Here is a 14069-nt window from a genome sequence, read left to right as displayed (position 1 = left end):
CGGCCTGGCGATGGTCAGGGATTGACCGTCTTCAACGCCTGCTCGTAGACCGCCAGATCGCTCGCGGAGAAGCAGCAGAAGGTCACCGATTCGATCTCGGGATGGTCGGCGAGGAAGCCGCTCACGGTGTCGATCGCGACGCGGCTGGCGTGCTCGATGGGATAGCCGTAGATGCCGGTGCTGATGCTCGGGAACGCGATCGAACGGACGCCCGCTGCGACCGCGACTTCGAGCGAGCGGCGGTAGCAGGACGCGAGCAGCGCCGGCTCGCCGTCGGCGCCGCCGCGCCAGACGGGGCCCACCGTGTGGATGATGTGCTTCGCGGGCAGGCGGTAGCCGCGCGTGAGCTTGGCCTCGCCGGTCTTGCAACCGCCGAGCATCCGACACTCGTGGACGAGATCCGGGCCCGCCGCGCGATGAATCGCGCCGTCCACCCCGCCGCCGCCCAGCAAGGAGGAGTTGGCGGCGTTGACGATGGCGTCGACCGGCTGTCGCGTGATGTCGGCGTGGATGGCGGTGATGGGCATGGCGGCTTGCCTCCGAGGAACGAGGAAGTCTAGAGGACTTCGGAGGATTCGCTTCCTCGCCTTGTCGCGCGCGGTTTAGCCTTGCCCGAGCTGGCTCCGCCGGAACTCCCGCGCTCGCCGCAGCAGCTCAGGCCAGAGGGCGCGCGCCTTGTCCGGATCGCCCACCAGTTCGGCGAAGGTCAGCTGCAGCTGCGCATCAAGAGTCGCGCCCTGACAGGTCGACGGAATCTGCGAGCAGTAGAAGGCTGACCAGTAACGCTGGTCACAGCCAGTGATCGCGCACTGCGTGGAGAAGAGCGCAAGGATGTGCCCGTTGTAGGCGACCTGGGCCTCCAGCCCCAGCGTCGGATCCTGGATGCCCTGGGCTTGAGCCCACTGCATCAACTGCTCAGCCGACACCGTGGAGAGCGATTCGACTGCACGCTCGGAATCGCCCTCCGCCAGCGCATGGCGCGTTGCCGCCAGCCAATCCTTCCAAACCTGCGAAGCATCGCCGAGCCGTGCATACGCGCCGTCGATCGCATAGCTCAGGTTGTTGCGTTGCCTCACATCCTCACCGCAGAACTTGCGGAAGCGCTCGACCTGCGCCGGGTCCGCGTGCCCATCCGGGCCGGACTGGCTGAGCACGAAACGGCAGCGCGAGTGGTAGAGACGCAGATCCTCGACGGCGACCTTGGTCGGTTGGGCCAGGATGGACGCGGCAAGGACCTGGAAGCTGTCAGCCGTGGCGAAGCGATGGAGCGACAGTCGACGTTCCGAGGGCGCGGCGCCGGCACCGCCTTGTGGTCCGGGGGCGGAGATTGGCGAAGACGGAGCGCTAGTGGTTTGTGCGCTCGGTGCGGATGGCCATGGACGCAGTGGTTCGGGGGCGGCGGCGGTGACGGCCGCGTCTGGTACTTCCGGCGCGCCGTCCCCACCCGTCTCGGTCAGGCCGACGACCAGGACCGACAAGATGAGGAACGCGAGCCAGTAGCTCCAGCGGCTCCAGAAGCTCATGTGGCGCTCCTGTCTTCATCGACCGAGCGCCTCGGCGGGGCTTGAGGCTCGCTGTTTGCAACGGCCCTCTCCCCAACCCCTCTCCCGCACGCGGGCGAGGGGCCAATCAGCGCCTCGGGGTCGGGGTTGAAAGCAGGCTCCGCATTGCATGACTCTTCCTCAACACTGCTTGGCGCCTCGGAGCCCCTCGCCCGCGTGCGGGAGAGGGGTTGGGGTGAGGGCCGTGGCACACCAGAGCCGTATTCCCCCTCGCCCGCTTGCGGGAGAGGGGGGGGGTGAGGGTCTTCGGGGCCCACCACCCACGTCGGCAACGCCGGCCGCACCATCGTCACCGAATGCTCCGCCACCGGCCTGCGGTCAACGACGGGCTGAGGGTGTCTGAAGAAGAACATCCCCCCAAGTTCGTGCCCGCCGCCCCTCACCACAAGCCGGTGAAAACCCTTTCCCCCTTCCTGGCGATCCCTGGGCCCCGCCCTTGCCTCGCCCCCAAAGAGATCCATCCCGTCCCTGCCTGCGTACAACCCACTGTCGACCTCATCGAGCCCCCCCATGGAACGAGACCTCGCCACCATCGCCCTCGGACTGGCCGAACGCGGCCTGCTGCCCGACGTCGCGCTACGCGGCGGCATCCGTCGCCTGCTGCGCGCCCGGCTCGACGAGTCCCGCCACGGCGACCACGAGTCCGCCGCCGACCTGACCCAGGCCTTCCTGACCGAGCTCCGCAGCTCCCCGCTCGCGATCCAGCAAGACCTGGCCAACGACCAGCACTACGAGCTCCCGCCCGCGCTCTTCCAGGCGATGCTCGGCCCCCGCCGCAAGTACAGCTGCTGCTGGTGGCCCGAAGGCGTGCACACCCTGGAGCAAGCCGAGGAAGCCGCCCTCGCCGAGACCGCCGCCCGTGCCCAGCTCGCCGACGGCCAACGCATCCTCGAGCTCGGCTGCGGCTGGGGATCCCTGAGCCTGTGGATGGCCGAGCGCTTCCCCAACGCGCGCATCCTCGCAATCTCCAACTCCGCCTCCCAACGCGCCTTCATCCAAGGCGAAGCCGCCAATCGCGGTCTCAGCAACCTCGACGTCCAGACCCACGACTTCAACGGCTTCGGCGAGGACGGCAGCCTCGATCGCCAGTTCGACCGCATCGTCTCGGTCGAGATGTTCGAGCACCTGCGCAACTGGCCGCGCGCCTTCGCCAAGGTCTCGCGCTGGCTGCGCGACGACGGCCGCTTCTTCATGCACGTCTTCGCCCATCGCGAGGCGCCCTACACCTTCGAGGTCCGCGACCCCAGCGACTGGATGAGCCGCTTTTTCTTCTCCGGCGGCATGATGCCCAGCGACGATCTCGCGCTGCTGTGCCAGGACGACCTCGCGCTGCAACAGCGCTGGCGCTGGGATGGCCGCCACTACGCGCGCACCGCCGCCGCCTGGCTGGAACGGCTGGACGCCCATCGCGCCGAGCTGCGGCCCGTCTTCGAATCGGTCTACGGCGCCGCCGACGCGTCGACCTGGTGGCAGCGCTGGCGGCTGTTCCTGCTCGCCGTCGAGGAGCTCTTCGCCTACGACCGCGGGCAGCAATGGTGGGTCAGCCACTACCTCTTCGCGCCGCGGCGTTGAGGACCGGCGCATGGATGCCATCGCCGCCACCAGCAGCATCGCTGGCGTCGTCGCCGCGCAGGGCCTGCTCATCGCCGTCGCGCTCGGCATGGCCACCTGGCTCGTGAGCCTCCCCCTGCGCGATGCCAGCCTCGCGGATCGCGTCTGGTCCGCGTTCATCGCACTTCCCGCCCTGCTTTACGCCTGGCGCCTCGGCGCCGATGCGCGCGTGATCGTGATGGTGGCGCTCATCGTCCTGTGGGCGATCCGGCTGGGCCTGTACGTCACGGTGCGCAACTGGGGCCACGGCGAGGACCGCCGCTATCGCGACATCCGCGAGCGCAACCAACCCGGCTTCGCGCTGAAGAGCCTGTGGCTGGTGTTCCTGCTGCAAGCGGTGCTCGGCTGGCTCGTCGGATGGCCGGTGCTCGCGGCCGCCCGGCCGGACGCGAATCCATGGAGCGCCTGGGACTCGATCGGCACGGCCATCGCGGCGATCGGCCTGCTGATGGAGACCGTCGCCGATGCGCAGCTCACGCGCTTCCGCCGCACGCGGGGAACAGGCGATCTCGTGCTCGACACCGGACTGTGGCGCTGGTCCCGCCACCCCAACTACTTCGGCGAATGCTGCCTCTGGTGGGGCCTGGGCGTGATGGCGCTGTCGGGCGGCGGACTATCGGCCGCCTGGGCGCTCGCCTCGCCGCTGCTGATGACGGTCCTGCTGCTGCGCGTCTCCGGCGTCACCCTGCTGGAGAAAGACATCGGCGAGCGCCGCCCCGCCTACCGCGACTACGTCGCCCGCACCAGCGCCTTCATCCCCTGGCCGCCCAAGCGCGGAGGATTGCGATGACGCCGCCGCGTGCGAGCGCCTTCGCGCTCATCGCCCCCCTCGCATTCAGCGTCGCCATCGCGGCGATCGCCGCCGCCATGACGGGCCCCGCCGTTGCTCAGACCCAGGCGCAGCCGACTCCCCAGACCTGGGACTTCGAAGTCCGTCTCGACGACAAACCCATCGGCTCGCATCGCTTCGTCGTGAGCGGCGGAGCGGATGCCCGCGAGGTGCAAAGCACCGCCCGCTTCGACGTCAAGCTGCTGGGGTTCAGCGTCTACCGCTATCGGCACGAGGCGAGCGAGCGCTGGCGCGGCGACTGTCTCGCCGAGATCCACGCCCGCACCGACGACGACGGCAAGACACGATCCGTCAACGCGCGCGCCGACGACACCGACTCCCCCATCGCGGGCTGCGTGATGAGCTACGCCTACTGGCATCCGGCGCTGGTCCGCCAGACCCGATTGCTGAATCCGCAGACCGGCCGCGTCGACGACGCCCGCTTCGAGCGGCTCCCCGATGCCACGCTGCGCGTCGGCGGACGCGAGCTCCCGGCGATCCGCTGGAAGCTCTCCACCGAAAGCGCCGGCACGCGACAAGACCTGACCCTGTGGCTCGCCCGCGAGGACGGCCGCTGGATCGGCCTCGACGCGCGCGTCAAGGGCGACCGCCTTCTCACCTACCGATTGCCGTGATCATGAACACCTCCCCCGCGACCGCCAGCCCGCACCCCTCCTGGCGATGGCCGCTGGCCTACGTGCTCACCGCCGTGGTCTTCCTCGCCATGGACGGCATCTGGCTCAGCGCCACGCAGGCGGCCTTCTACAAACCGAGCATCGGCCACCTGATGGCGCCCACGGTCGACTGGCTCGCGGTCGCGCTCTTTTATCCGCTCTATTTGATCGGTCTGGTGTTCTTCGCCGTCGCGCCCGCGGTGGACGCGTCGCGCGCGGTGGCCGGCTTTCTGCGCGGCGCGCTGTTCGGCCTCATCGCCTACGCCACCTACGACTTCACCAACCAGGCCACGCTGCGCGACTGGCCCTGGCAGGTCACCGTGATCGACCTGCTCTGGGGTGCCGTCGTCAGCGGCACCGCCTCCGGCGTCGCCGCGGCGCTGACCCTGGTCACATGCCGACGAGCGAGCCGAACCAGCGGGCGATGAGCCCGTCGAAGTTCAGCCGGCCCTCGACCGCCGCGACGCAGATGCACTCGCTGCCGTCCTGCACCACCGGCTGGTGGTGCACGTCGCCATCGGCCAGGTCGAAGTCGCCCGGCCCGAACAGCGCGCGCCCATCGTGGAAGCGACCGTAGATGATCTGCGTCAGCTCGGTGCCGCGGTGCGTGTGCTGCGGCAGGTACTTGCCGGCGGCGATGCGCAGCAGGAAGACGTTCGCCTGCGGCGCGCCAGGGACGCTCACGCGGCTCCAGCGCATGCCGGGGCCGATCCAGCGCCAGCGTGTCGCGCTGCAATCCGCCAGCGCGCGCGGCCAGGTCGCCCCCGCCGGCAAGGGTGGCGGCGTCGGCACCTTGGACGCCCCCTCGCCCGTCCGCAAGCCCGCACGGACGCTTTCCACGGGCAAGCCGAGCGCGGCCACCTCCGGCGCCACGACCCGCTCCGTCCGGTCGACCGCCGCCAGCGCCCGCGCCAGCGCGTCCTCGCGCATCGTCGCGGCCGGCTGCTCGTCGAGCATTACGCCGCCGACGGCGCGCAGCATCGCCGCCTTCTCGCGGCAGGCGGGGCACAGCTCCAGATGGGTTTCCACCACCAGCCGCAGACCGATGGGCAGGCTGCCGGCGACCAGCGACAGCAGCAGCTCGTCGGCGGGGTGATGGCGGATGCTTGACGGAATCATGATCAAGACTCGAGCAGCTTGCGCAGATGCGCCACGGCAAGTCGGATGCGGGATTTCACGGTCCCCAGCGGCAACCCCAGTTCCTGGGCGATGCGGGCGTGGGGCTCGTCGTCGAAGAAGGACAGGCGCAGCGCCTGGGCCTGCTCGGGCGGCAGGCGCTCCAGCGCCTCACGCACCCGGCGCGCCTGCCGGGTGGCGTCGGCGTGGTCGGGAACATCGGCCTGATCGGCCGGCAGATGGTCGAACTCGAAGCACTCGTCGCCGGCGCCGTCCAGCCGATGCCGGCGCGCCGCGTCCACCCGCAGGTTGCGGGCGATGGTGAAGACCCAGGTCGACACCGCCGCCTGCGCCGGATCGAACAGCGCCGCCTTGCGCCACAGCGTCACCAGCGCTTCCTGCGCCAGCTCCTCGGCCAGTGCCTCGTCGCTGCCGGTGCGGATCAAATAGCTCTTCACCCGCGGCGCGAAGTGCGAGAACAGCCGCCCGAAAGCCTCGCGATCGCCGTGCTCGGCGACGCGGCGCACCAGCCCGGCCCATTCCTGGGCGGGGTCCGGCGCGGCGGCGCGATCGGGATCGGGATCGGACGAGACGAGCTTCAAGCGACGGACCTTCTGAGCGGGAGACGGCAAGGGCTGGGCGCCCGGTCCGAAGTCCGGGGCCTTGGTCGATGCGTCGCGTTCCTGGCTGCCCATGTCGGCTGATACGCGCGCAACGGCCCGCCGGATCATCGCTCAGCGAGCGTCGTCGCGCATCGGGGCGATCAGCGCCCTCCATCTCACGATTCCGGGAGGATGGGCGACCCCGGCAGAGATCCAGATCGCGAGGTCGCGCGTAGAAGCAGAAACCGCGAGGACCCGCCCATGAGCCGCCCCATCGCCAGAGACAGCCTGCCCCCCCCGTTCGCCAGCGACAACCGCCCTCAACGCATCGCCGTCGTGGGCGCCGGCATCTCGGGCCTGTCCTGCGCTTGGCTGCTGTCCCGCAAGCATCGGGTGGAGCTTTTCGAGGCCGAATCCCGGCTCGGCGGCCATAGTCACACCGTCGACGCGCCCTGCGGCATGGCGCAGGTCCCGGTAGACACCGGCTTCATCGTCTACAACGAGCCCGCCTATCCCAACCTCAGCGCGCTGTTCCGCCATCTGGACGTGCCGACGCAGGCGACCGACATGTCCTTCGCGGTCAGCCTGGACCAGGGCGCGCTGGAGTACGCCGGCACCGACCTGAACAGCCTCTTCGCCCAGCGCGGCAATCTGCTGCGTCCGCGCTTCTGGTCCATGCTGCGCGACCTGCTGCGCTTCTACCGCGAGGCGCCCCGGGACGCGGCCGCCTGCGGCGACCTGTCGCTGGACGGCTACCTGGATGCGCGCGGCTACGGGCGCGCCTTCCGCGACGACCACCTGTATCCGATGGGCGCGGCGATCTGGTCGTCCGCGGCGGCGGACATCGGCCGCTATCCGGTCGCCGCCTTCGTCCGCTTCTGCGAGAACCACGGCCTGCTCAAGGTCTCCGGCCGGCCGATCTGGCGCACCGTCAACGGCGGCAGCCGCGAGTACGTGAAGCGCCTCATCGACGACTTCGACGGCCGCGTCCATCGCGACGAGCCGGTCACCGCCGTCCTGCGCGACGCCGAGGGCGTGCGGCTGCGCACGCGTCGCGGCGCCTGGACCGAGCGCTTCGATCAGGTCGTGCTGGCCACGCATGCCGACCAGTCGCTGCGGATGCTGAGCGCGCCCACGGAGAGCGAACGGCGCCTGCTCGGCGCCTTCGCCTACACCCGCAACCTCGCCGTGCTGCACAGCGATCCCGCGCTGATGCCGCGCCGCCGCGCCGTCTGGTCGAGCTGGAATTACCTGGCCGATCGCGGCACTGCCTCGCGGGCGGACCGCGCGGACCGGGCGGATCGGGCCCCCGAGATGCCCGCCGTCACCTACTGGATGAACCGCCTTCAGCCGCATCTGCCGCAGGGCGCCGATGGCCGGCCGCTGTTCGTGACGCTCAATCCGCCGAGCCCGCCGCGCGCGGAGCACCTGATCCGCACCGAGGTCTACGAGCATCCGCGCTTCGATGCCGACGCCATCGCGGCGCAGCGCGAGTTCTGGTCGCTGCAAGGCCGTGAGCGCACCTGGTTCTGCGGCGCCTACCTGGGTTCGGGCTTCCACGAGGACGGTCTGCAAGCCGGGCTGGCCGTGGCCGAGGCGCTTGGCGGCGTGCGCCGCCCCTGGACCGTCGAGAACGAGTCCGGCCGCATCCACCTCGCGCCGGCGGTGATGTCATGAGCGGCGAGAGCGGCAAGCGCATCAAGAGAGAATCGGACGCCAGCGACTTCGCCATTGCGCGAGACCGCCGGCTCGACCGCGAATCGAAGCCCGGCATTGAGCGCTTCCGCTCGGCCCTGTACCGCGGCCGCGTGATGCATCAGCGGCTGAAGCCGATGCGGCATCGTCTGGCCTACCGCGTGTTCTCGATGCTCATCGACATCGACGAGCTCGCGACGCTGGACGCGCGCCTGTGCTGGTTCTCGGTCGGTCGCTTCAACCTCTTCAGCTTCCGACCCACGGACCACGGCGACGGAACGGCCACGGACGGTCCCGGCCTGCGTGCCCACATCGAGTCCCGTCTGCGCGAGGCCGGCCTGCGCGGCGGCGGCGCGATCCGGCTGCTGACGCTGCCGCGCCTGCTCGGCTACGCCTTCAATCCCTTGAGCGTGTGGTTCTGCGACGCGCCCGACGGCGGCCTGCAAGCGATCGTCTACGAGGTCAACAACACCTTCGGCCAACGCCACAGCTACCTGATCCCCGTCGACGACGCCCAGCGCGATGAGGGTCCCATCTCGCAGCGCTGCGACAAGCGGCTCTACGTCTCGCCCTTTCTCGGCATGGACCTGCATTACCGCTTTCGCGTCGAGCGGCCGCGGGAGTCGCTCTCGCTGGGCATCAGCGTCCACGACGGCGAGGCGATGGACGACCACGGTCATGGCGACGACCACGGCACTCAGCCACCCGCCGGCACCGCCGTCCTGAACGCGCGCCTTGACGCGACGCGCGCGTCCTTGAGCGACTGCGCCTTGCTCACGCTGCTGGTCGCCTATCCGCTGCTGACGCTCAAGGTGATCGTCGGCATCCACTGGGAAGCCTTGCGGCTGTGGATCAAGGGCGCGCGGCTGCAGCCGCGGCCCGACGCCCCGCATGCACCGATCACCGTCGTCCGCCGTGGCGACCCGACCTGAGGACGCCGCCATGCCCGACGACACGTTCACGCCCCGACCCGGCGTCCTCCCCGCCACCATGCCCTCCTCTTCCACGCCGACACCCTCGCAATCCCTTCCTCCCGCCTGGCTGAGCGGCGCGCCTGCGTCCTCGCGCCATGCGCCCCTGCGCGCGCTGCTGTCCCGCATCCGGCACGGCCAACTCACGCTCACGCTCCCGGACGGCCGCCGCGTCGAGGCCATGGGCCCGCTGCCTGGACCGCGCGCGGAGCTGCGGCTGCATCGCTGGCGGCCCGCGCTGCGCATGGCGCTGCAGGGCGATCTGGGCTTCGCGTTCTCGTATCGCGACGACGACTGGAGTTCCCCGGACCTGACCGCGCTGCTGTCCTTCGGCATCGCCAATGAAGCGGCGCTGGGCGCGCTGGCCGACACGCGAGGTCCGGCTCGCTGGCTCGCCCGGTTGCTGCATCGCGCCAACGCCAACACCCGGCGCGGCAGTCGTCACAACATCGCCGCGCACTACGACCTGGGCAACGACTTCTACCGATGCTGGCTGGACGACAGCATGCTGTACTCCAGCGCGCTGTACGCGGCGGACGGCCAAGTCCGGGAGGCGTTGACGCTGGAGGAAGCCCAGGCCCGCCGACTCGATCGCATCCTGGCGCTGCTGGATCTGCGGCCGGGTCAGCGCGTGCTGGAGATCGGCTGCGGCTGGGGCACGCTGGCGGCCGAGATGGCGCGACGCGGCGTGTCGGTCGTGGGCGTGACGTTGTCGACCGAGCAGCTCGCCTTCGCGCGCGAGCGCGCGGCCCGCTGGGGCGTCGCGGATCGCGTCGACCTGCGGCTGCAGGACTATCGCGATGTCCAGGGCCGGTTCGACCGCATCGTCTCCATCGAGATGATCGAAGCGGTGGGCGAGGCCTACTGGCCGGTCTACTTCGCGACGCTGCGTGATCGGCTGCTCCCCGGCGGCCACGCCCTGCTGCAGGCCATCACCATCGCCGAGCCGCACTTCGCGCATTACCGCGTCAGCCCGGACTTCATCCAGCGCTGCATCTTCCCGGGCGGCATGCTGCCGACGCCGGAGCGCATCGCGGAACAGGCGCGCATGGCGGGCCTGAGCTGCGCCACCGAGCTGCGTTTCGGTCGCGATTACGCGCGCACGCTGGCGGAGTGGCGCCGGCGCTTCCTGGCCGCCTGGCCGGCGATCGAGGCGCAAGGCTTCGACCTGCCGTTCAAGCGCTTGTGGGAGTACTACCTCTGCTACTGTGAGGCGGGCTTCCTGGCGGATCGCGTGGACGTCGGGCTGTATCGGCTGGACCGGCCGGATGGACGAGTCGGGCCCGGCCTCAGCGCGGTCAAGTAGGCCCGGGAGCTCGCAGAGACCGTCTTGGTCGAGCTCGGCTTCTCCGCCGTTCCATCGCCTCCCCTGATCGATTCGTCGGCTCGCTCGCGCCTTCGTCCGGTGGCGCGTGTCTCGCTCGTGGCCGCTTCCTATCGTCCGCTCCACAACGCCACGGCGCCACCCCGGCGCGGCGATTCCAGGAGCACGACGAATGCGCAGCCATCACACCCACCGCCCCCGCCGCGGTCATCGACTCATCGTCACCGCCGGCGTGCTTGCGCTCGCGGCCATGACTTCCAGCACAGCATTCGCGCAGGCCTCGCAGTCCTCGCAATCGGCGCAGTCGCCGCGGACGGCGCCCTCACTCGCGGCGCCGCTTCCGGACGCGCTCGCCCAATGCCCCGATGCGATGGAGCAACTGGAGGATCTGCTCGCCAGCGCCACCCGCGCCATCGGCGAGGACGGCGAGGTCCACGCCCGCTTCGAGGTCGACCGCGCGGGCCGCGTCCAGTCCATCACCGTCGACGGCCATCGCCGCTATGCGCTGCGCACGCGGCTCGCGCTGGAATCGCTGAGCTGCCGCGGCGGGATTCCGCAGGGCTACCGCCTTACCATCCGCTTCGCGCCTGAGGCTCCCGGCCGCGACCGCTCGCAGGGCGTCGTGGCCTTGCTCGAACGCGCGCCTTGAATCCACCCGCCCCATGCCCGTCGACCTTCCCATCAGCATCGATCGCTTCGACCGCAGCGCCCGAGCGGCGGTCGGCACCGACCATCGCGAGCTGCTGCTCGCCGCCGTCCTCAGCGCCGTGCTGGCGAGCGGCCTGGTCCTGCCAAAGATCGTGACCTGCGCGCTGGGCGCGATGGACGAGTCCTGCGCCGTGCCGCCGCAAGGCTGGTTCGTGCTCTGGCTGGGCTTCGCGGTGTGGAACGGCGCGCTCTGGCTGGCGGCGATTCTGTCGCGGCGCTGGTTGATCAAGGACGGCGGCGGCGACCGCGTCGTCGGACTGGGCTTGCAGATCCTCCTGCTCGCGATGGCCAGTCCCGCGATCGGCGCCGTGATCGGGCAAACCGACGGGCATCTGCTGCCCCGCCATCCCTATGAACTGCAGATGCACGCGATGTTCGCGTCCGTCGCCTGCCTGACCATCGAGTACCGCCGTCGACGGCAAGCCCGCGAGCAGGCCGCCGAGGCGCTGCAACGCGAGGCGCCGATGCTGGACCGTCAGCTCGACGAGGCGCGCAGCGCCTTGCTGCATGCGCAGGTGGAGCCGCATTTCCTGTTCAACACGCTGGCCCATGTGCGGCGCCTGGCGCAGACCGATCCGCCCGCGGCGCACGCGATGCTGGGCGACCTGCGCCGCTACCTGTCGGCCGCGCTGCCCGAGCTGCGCCAGACCCAGACGCCGCTCGCGCGGGAACTGGATCTGGTGCGGGCCTTCCTGGCGCTGCATCAACGCCGCATCGGCGAGGATCGCCTGACGCTGCGATTCGAGATCGCGCCGGGGCTCGACGAGGTCGTGGTGCCCAGCACCTGCCTGCTCACCCTCGCTGAGAACGCGATCAAGCACGGCATCACGCCGATGGTCGAGGGCGGCGAGATCGCAGTCCTCGCGGGCCCCGATCCCGAGCGCCCCGGCCTGCTGCGGCTGGAGGTCGCCGACACCGGCGCCGGCATGACGCCGGGCGGCGGCACCGGCACCGGGCTGGTGACGCTGCAGGCGAAGCTGGCCGCGCTGCATGGCGGCGCCGCCAAGCTCAGCCTGCTGCTCAACCAGCCGCGCGGGCTGATCGCGCGCGTGGAGCTGCCGTGGAGTCGATCATGACGACGCCGACGGATCCGTCCCGGCACCCTTCTCCGAGTTCGCCCTCGAATGGCGCCATGAGCCCCCCCACGCGCTCCGCCATGAATCCGCGCCGCCTGGCGCTCATCGCGGTGCTGATCGGCGTCGCGACGATGGTGGCCAACGGCACGCCGCTCGGCAACTCGCTGGCCTCGAATCCCTGGTCGACGGTCGCCTACAACGTGCTGCAGTTCGGCGTGCCCGCGCTGGGGCTCACCATGCTGGCGAATCACCTGATCGACGCGGGCCGCGTGCCGCCGTGGATCGCGTATCCGGCCGTCGTGCTCGCCACCGTGGTGCTGGGCATCTGGGTGATCGCGCCGCTGCTCTCGCCCTGGCTGGGCCGCGAGATGTGGTGGGGTCACACCCAGGATCTGAACCTGGCCGCGACCACCTTCGCCTGGCAGTCGCTGGGCATGACGATCTATGCACATCTGCGCTTGTCGACGCGCGCGCAGGAGCGGCTGGTCTCGCTGCAGGAGAACGCCGAGGCGCATCGTCGGCAGCTGGCCGCGACACAGCTGCTGGCGCTGCAGGCGCGCGTCGATCCCGCGCTGTTGTCCGCGCAGCTCGGCGTCATCGACGACGAGCTGATGCGCGCGCCGCGGCAGGCGCAGGCGCGACTGGCCGCGCTGATCGACTTCCTGCGCGCTCAACAACCCCACTTGGACGCGGAACTCTCCGACCTGCCACGCGAGATCGCAGCCCTGCGCGCATACGCCAGCCTCACCGCCGAGGATCCGACGCCGGCCGCCGCGGCCGCGCATGCGCGGCTGTGGCTGGATGGTCTGGACACGCCCCCGCCGTGGGCCATCGCACCGATGGTGCTGCTGCCGCTGGTGCGCGCGCTGATCGACGATCAGCCGGTGCCGTGGCGGCTGTCGCTGCGCTCGGCGCCATGGGAGGGCATGGCCGAACTGCGGCTGCGCGCGATCGGCGGCGGTGGCTTCGAGGCGGCTCGCGTGGTCGCGCGTCGTGTGCCCATCGCCGCCCTTGCCCAGCGCCTGATCACCGTGCACGGGGAGCGCGCCTCGCTGCGGCTGCTCGACGAAGACGGCCCGCTGATCGTGCTCATCTGGCCGGTGACCTCCGGCGCCCCCGACGCCCCTCCGCTACCCTCGCGCCCATGACCCGCATCCTGATCGCCGAAGACGAAGCGCTGCTCGCGCACGAGATCCGAGAGGAGCTGCTGCGCCAATGGCCGCAGGCGCAGGTGGTCGGCATCGCGCGCGACGGTCACGAGGCGCTGCGCATGGTCGAGCAGCTCCAGCCCGCGGTTTGTCTGCTCGACATCCAGATGCCGGGGCTCTCGGGCTTGGAGGTCGCGCAGCTGATCGGGCGCCGCGCGCATGTGGTCTTCATCACCGCGCATGAGCAGTACGCGGTGCAGGCCTTCGACGAGGGCGCGGTGGGCTATCTGCTCAAGCCGCTGGACGGCGCCCGCATGGCGCGCACGCTGCTGCGGCTGAAGGAGCGGCTGTCGCAGCCGCCCGCGGACCTGACCGGCATCGCGCGCGGCACGCCGCCGCCGCGCGTCGAGCCGCTGCGCTGGATCACCGTGCAGCTGGGCCGCGAGCTGCAGCTGATCGCCGTCGACGACATCGTCTACTTCCGCGCCGACAGCAAGTACGTCGCCGTCGTCACCGCGACGACGGAATCCTTGATCTCCATGCCGCTCAAGGACCTGATCGAGCGCCTGGACGGCGAGCACTTCTGGCAGGTTCACCGCTCCACCATCGTCAACGCGCATGCGATCAAGTCGGTGGTGCGGACGCTGAGCGGCAAGCTCAGCATCACGCTCAAACAGCGGCCGGAGACGCTGGCGGTCAGTCCCGCCCACGCCCACCGGTTCAAGCTGCTCTGAGCGTCGATCGGCCGCTCAA

15 protein-coding genes are annotated in these 14069 nt (G+C 70.6%); 11 read left to right on the top strand and 4 right to left on the bottom strand.

What is annotated here, in order from left to right:
- Positions 1-14 precede the first annotated feature (14 nt).
- Entirely contained in the window at positions 15-527 is a 513-nt protein-coding gene (locus ABDW59_RS15960) for an O-acetyl-ADP-ribose deacetylase (RefSeq protein ID WP_343630821.1), read from the bottom strand.
- A gap of 75 nt (positions 528-602) precedes the next feature.
- A complete protein-coding gene (locus ABDW59_RS15955; protein ID WP_343630820.1) occupies positions 603-1523 on the bottom strand; it encodes a hypothetical protein in 921 nt (306 codons plus the stop codon).
- 549 nt (positions 1524-2072) lie between these two features.
- Between ABDW59_RS15955 and ABDW59_RS15950 the strand changes: the two genes are divergently transcribed.
- From ABDW59_RS15950 to ABDW59_RS15935, 4 genes are read left to right on the top strand one after another with little or no spacing between them, the layout of a single operon-like run.
- Positions 2073-3134 (top strand): cyclopropane-fatty-acyl-phospholipid synthase family protein, encoded by a 1062-nt coding sequence (locus ABDW59_RS15950; protein ID WP_343630819.1) that lies wholly within the window; start codon positions 2073-2075, stop codon positions 3132-3134.
- 10 nt (positions 3135-3144) lie between these two features.
- Entirely contained in the window at positions 3145-3963 is an 819-nt protein-coding gene (locus tag ABDW59_RS15945) for a DUF1295 domain-containing protein (RefSeq protein WP_343630818.1), read from the top strand.
- On the top strand, positions 3960-4637 hold the full coding sequence (locus ABDW59_RS15940; protein WP_343630817.1) for a DUF6134 family protein: 678 nt from the start codon (positions 3960-3962) through the stop codon (positions 4635-4637). Before ABDW59_RS15945 ends, ABDW59_RS15940 begins: the two co-directional genes overlap by 4 nt.
- Before the next feature lie 2 nt (positions 4638-4639).
- Positions 4640-5104 (top strand): DUF2177 family protein, encoded by a 465-nt coding sequence (locus ABDW59_RS15935; protein WP_343630816.1) that lies wholly within the window; start codon positions 4640-4642, stop codon positions 5102-5104.
- Here ABDW59_RS15935 and ABDW59_RS15930 read toward each other — a convergent pair.
- Both ABDW59_RS15930 and ABDW59_RS15925 read right to left on the bottom strand, forming a co-directional pair.
- Positions 5067-5795, bottom strand: a complete 729-nt coding sequence (locus ABDW59_RS15930; RefSeq protein WP_343630815.1) for a cupin domain-containing protein — start codon at positions 5793-5795, stop codon at positions 5067-5069. The two genes, ABDW59_RS15935 and ABDW59_RS15930, sit on opposite strands and share 38 nt — an antisense overlap.
- A gap of 2 nt (positions 5796-5797) precedes the next feature.
- Positions 5798-6487, bottom strand: a complete 690-nt coding sequence (locus ABDW59_RS15925; protein ID WP_343630814.1) for a sigma-70 family RNA polymerase sigma factor — start codon at positions 6485-6487, stop codon at positions 5798-5800.
- 168 nt (positions 6488-6655) lie between these two features.
- Between ABDW59_RS15925 and ABDW59_RS15920 the strand changes: the two genes are divergently transcribed.
- The 7 genes from ABDW59_RS15920 (at position 6656) to ABDW59_RS15890 (ending at position 14050) form a co-directional block, all read left to right on the top strand.
- Positions 6656-8071, top strand: coding sequence for an FAD-dependent oxidoreductase (locus tag ABDW59_RS15920; protein ID WP_343630813.1), 1416 nt, complete (start codon positions 6656-6658; stop codon positions 8069-8071).
- Positions 8068-9021 carry a DUF1365 domain-containing protein gene (locus ABDW59_RS15915; protein ID WP_343630812.1) on the top strand — a complete coding sequence of 318 codons (954 nt, stop codon included), beginning with the start codon at positions 8068-8070 and terminating at the stop codon, positions 9019-9021. Before ABDW59_RS15920 ends, ABDW59_RS15915 begins: the two co-directional genes overlap by 4 nt.
- 10 nt (positions 9022-9031) lie before the next feature.
- A complete protein-coding gene (locus tag ABDW59_RS15910; RefSeq protein WP_343630811.1) occupies positions 9032-10366 on the top strand; it encodes a cyclopropane-fatty-acyl-phospholipid synthase family protein in 1335 nt (444 codons plus the stop codon).
- 190 nt (positions 10367-10556) lie between these two features.
- Positions 10557-11033 carry a hypothetical protein gene (locus ABDW59_RS15905; RefSeq protein WP_343630810.1) on the top strand — a complete coding sequence of 159 codons (477 nt, stop codon included), beginning with the start codon at positions 10557-10559 and terminating at the stop codon, positions 11031-11033.
- Positions 11034-11046: 13 nt separating this feature from the next.
- On the top strand, positions 11047-12168 hold the full coding sequence (locus ABDW59_RS15900; protein ID WP_343630809.1) for a histidine kinase: 1122 nt from the start codon (positions 11047-11049) through the stop codon (positions 12166-12168).
- A gap of 56 nt (positions 12169-12224) precedes the next feature.
- Entirely contained in the window at positions 12225-13316 is a 1092-nt protein-coding gene (locus ABDW59_RS15895; protein WP_343630808.1) for a hypothetical protein, read from the top strand.
- Positions 13313-14050, top strand: a complete 738-nt coding sequence (locus tag ABDW59_RS15890; RefSeq protein ID WP_343630807.1) for a LytTR family DNA-binding domain-containing protein — start codon at positions 13313-13315, stop codon at positions 14048-14050. The genes ABDW59_RS15895 and ABDW59_RS15890 overlap by 4 nt, the downstream gene beginning before the upstream one ends.
- Positions 14051-14069 lie beyond the last annotated feature (19 nt).

This window comes from Roseateles sp., assembly GCF_039595295.1.
In the GTDB taxonomy this organism is placed as follows: Bacteria; Pseudomonadota; Gammaproteobacteria; order Burkholderiales; family Burkholderiaceae_C; genus Roseateles.
This window is presented reverse-complemented; position numbering and strand designations above follow the sequence as displayed.

Coding starts and splice junctions, on each gene's coding strand:
- ABDW59_RS15960 (WP_343630821.1), bottom strand. CDS start 527: ATGCCCATCACCGCCATCCACGCCGACATCACGCGACAGCCGGTCGAC.
- ABDW59_RS15955 (WP_343630820.1), bottom strand. CDS start 1,523: ATGAGCTTCTGGAGCCGCTGGAGCTACTGGCTCGCGTTCCTCATCTTG.
- ABDW59_RS15950 (WP_343630819.1), top strand. CDS start 2,073: ATGGAACGAGACCTCGCCACCATCGCCCTCGGACTGGCCGAACGCGGC.
- ABDW59_RS15945 (WP_343630818.1), top strand. CDS start 3,145: ATGGATGCCATCGCCGCCACCAGCAGCATCGCTGGCGTCGTCGCCGCG.
- ABDW59_RS15940 (WP_343630817.1), top strand. CDS start 3,960: ATGACGCCGCCGCGTGCGAGCGCCTTCGCGCTCATCGCCCCCCTCGCA.
- ABDW59_RS15935 (WP_343630816.1), top strand. CDS start 4,640: ATGAACACCTCCCCCGCGACCGCCAGCCCGCACCCCTCCTGGCGATGG.
- ABDW59_RS15930 (WP_343630815.1), bottom strand. CDS start 5,795: ATGATTCCGTCAAGCATCCGCCATCACCCCGCCGACGAGCTGCTGCTG.
- ABDW59_RS15925 (WP_343630814.1), bottom strand. CDS start 6,487: ATGGGCAGCCAGGAACGCGACGCATCGACCAAGGCCCCGGACTTCGGA.
- ABDW59_RS15920 (WP_343630813.1), top strand. CDS start 6,656: ATGAGCCGCCCCATCGCCAGAGACAGCCTGCCCCCCCCGTTCGCCAGC.
- ABDW59_RS15915 (WP_343630812.1), top strand. CDS start 8,068: ATGAGCGGCGAGAGCGGCAAGCGCATCAAGAGAGAATCGGACGCCAGC.
- ABDW59_RS15910 (WP_343630811.1), top strand. CDS start 9,032: ATGCCCGACGACACGTTCACGCCCCGACCCGGCGTCCTCCCCGCCACC.
- ABDW59_RS15905 (WP_343630810.1), top strand. CDS start 10,557: ATGCGCAGCCATCACACCCACCGCCCCCGCCGCGGTCATCGACTCATC.
- ABDW59_RS15900 (WP_343630809.1), top strand. CDS start 11,047: ATGCCCGTCGACCTTCCCATCAGCATCGATCGCTTCGACCGCAGCGCC.
- ABDW59_RS15895 (WP_343630808.1), top strand. CDS start 12,225: ATGAGCCCCCCCACGCGCTCCGCCATGAATCCGCGCCGCCTGGCGCTC.
- ABDW59_RS15890 (WP_343630807.1), top strand. CDS start 13,313: ATGACCCGCATCCTGATCGCCGAAGACGAAGCGCTGCTCGCGCACGAG.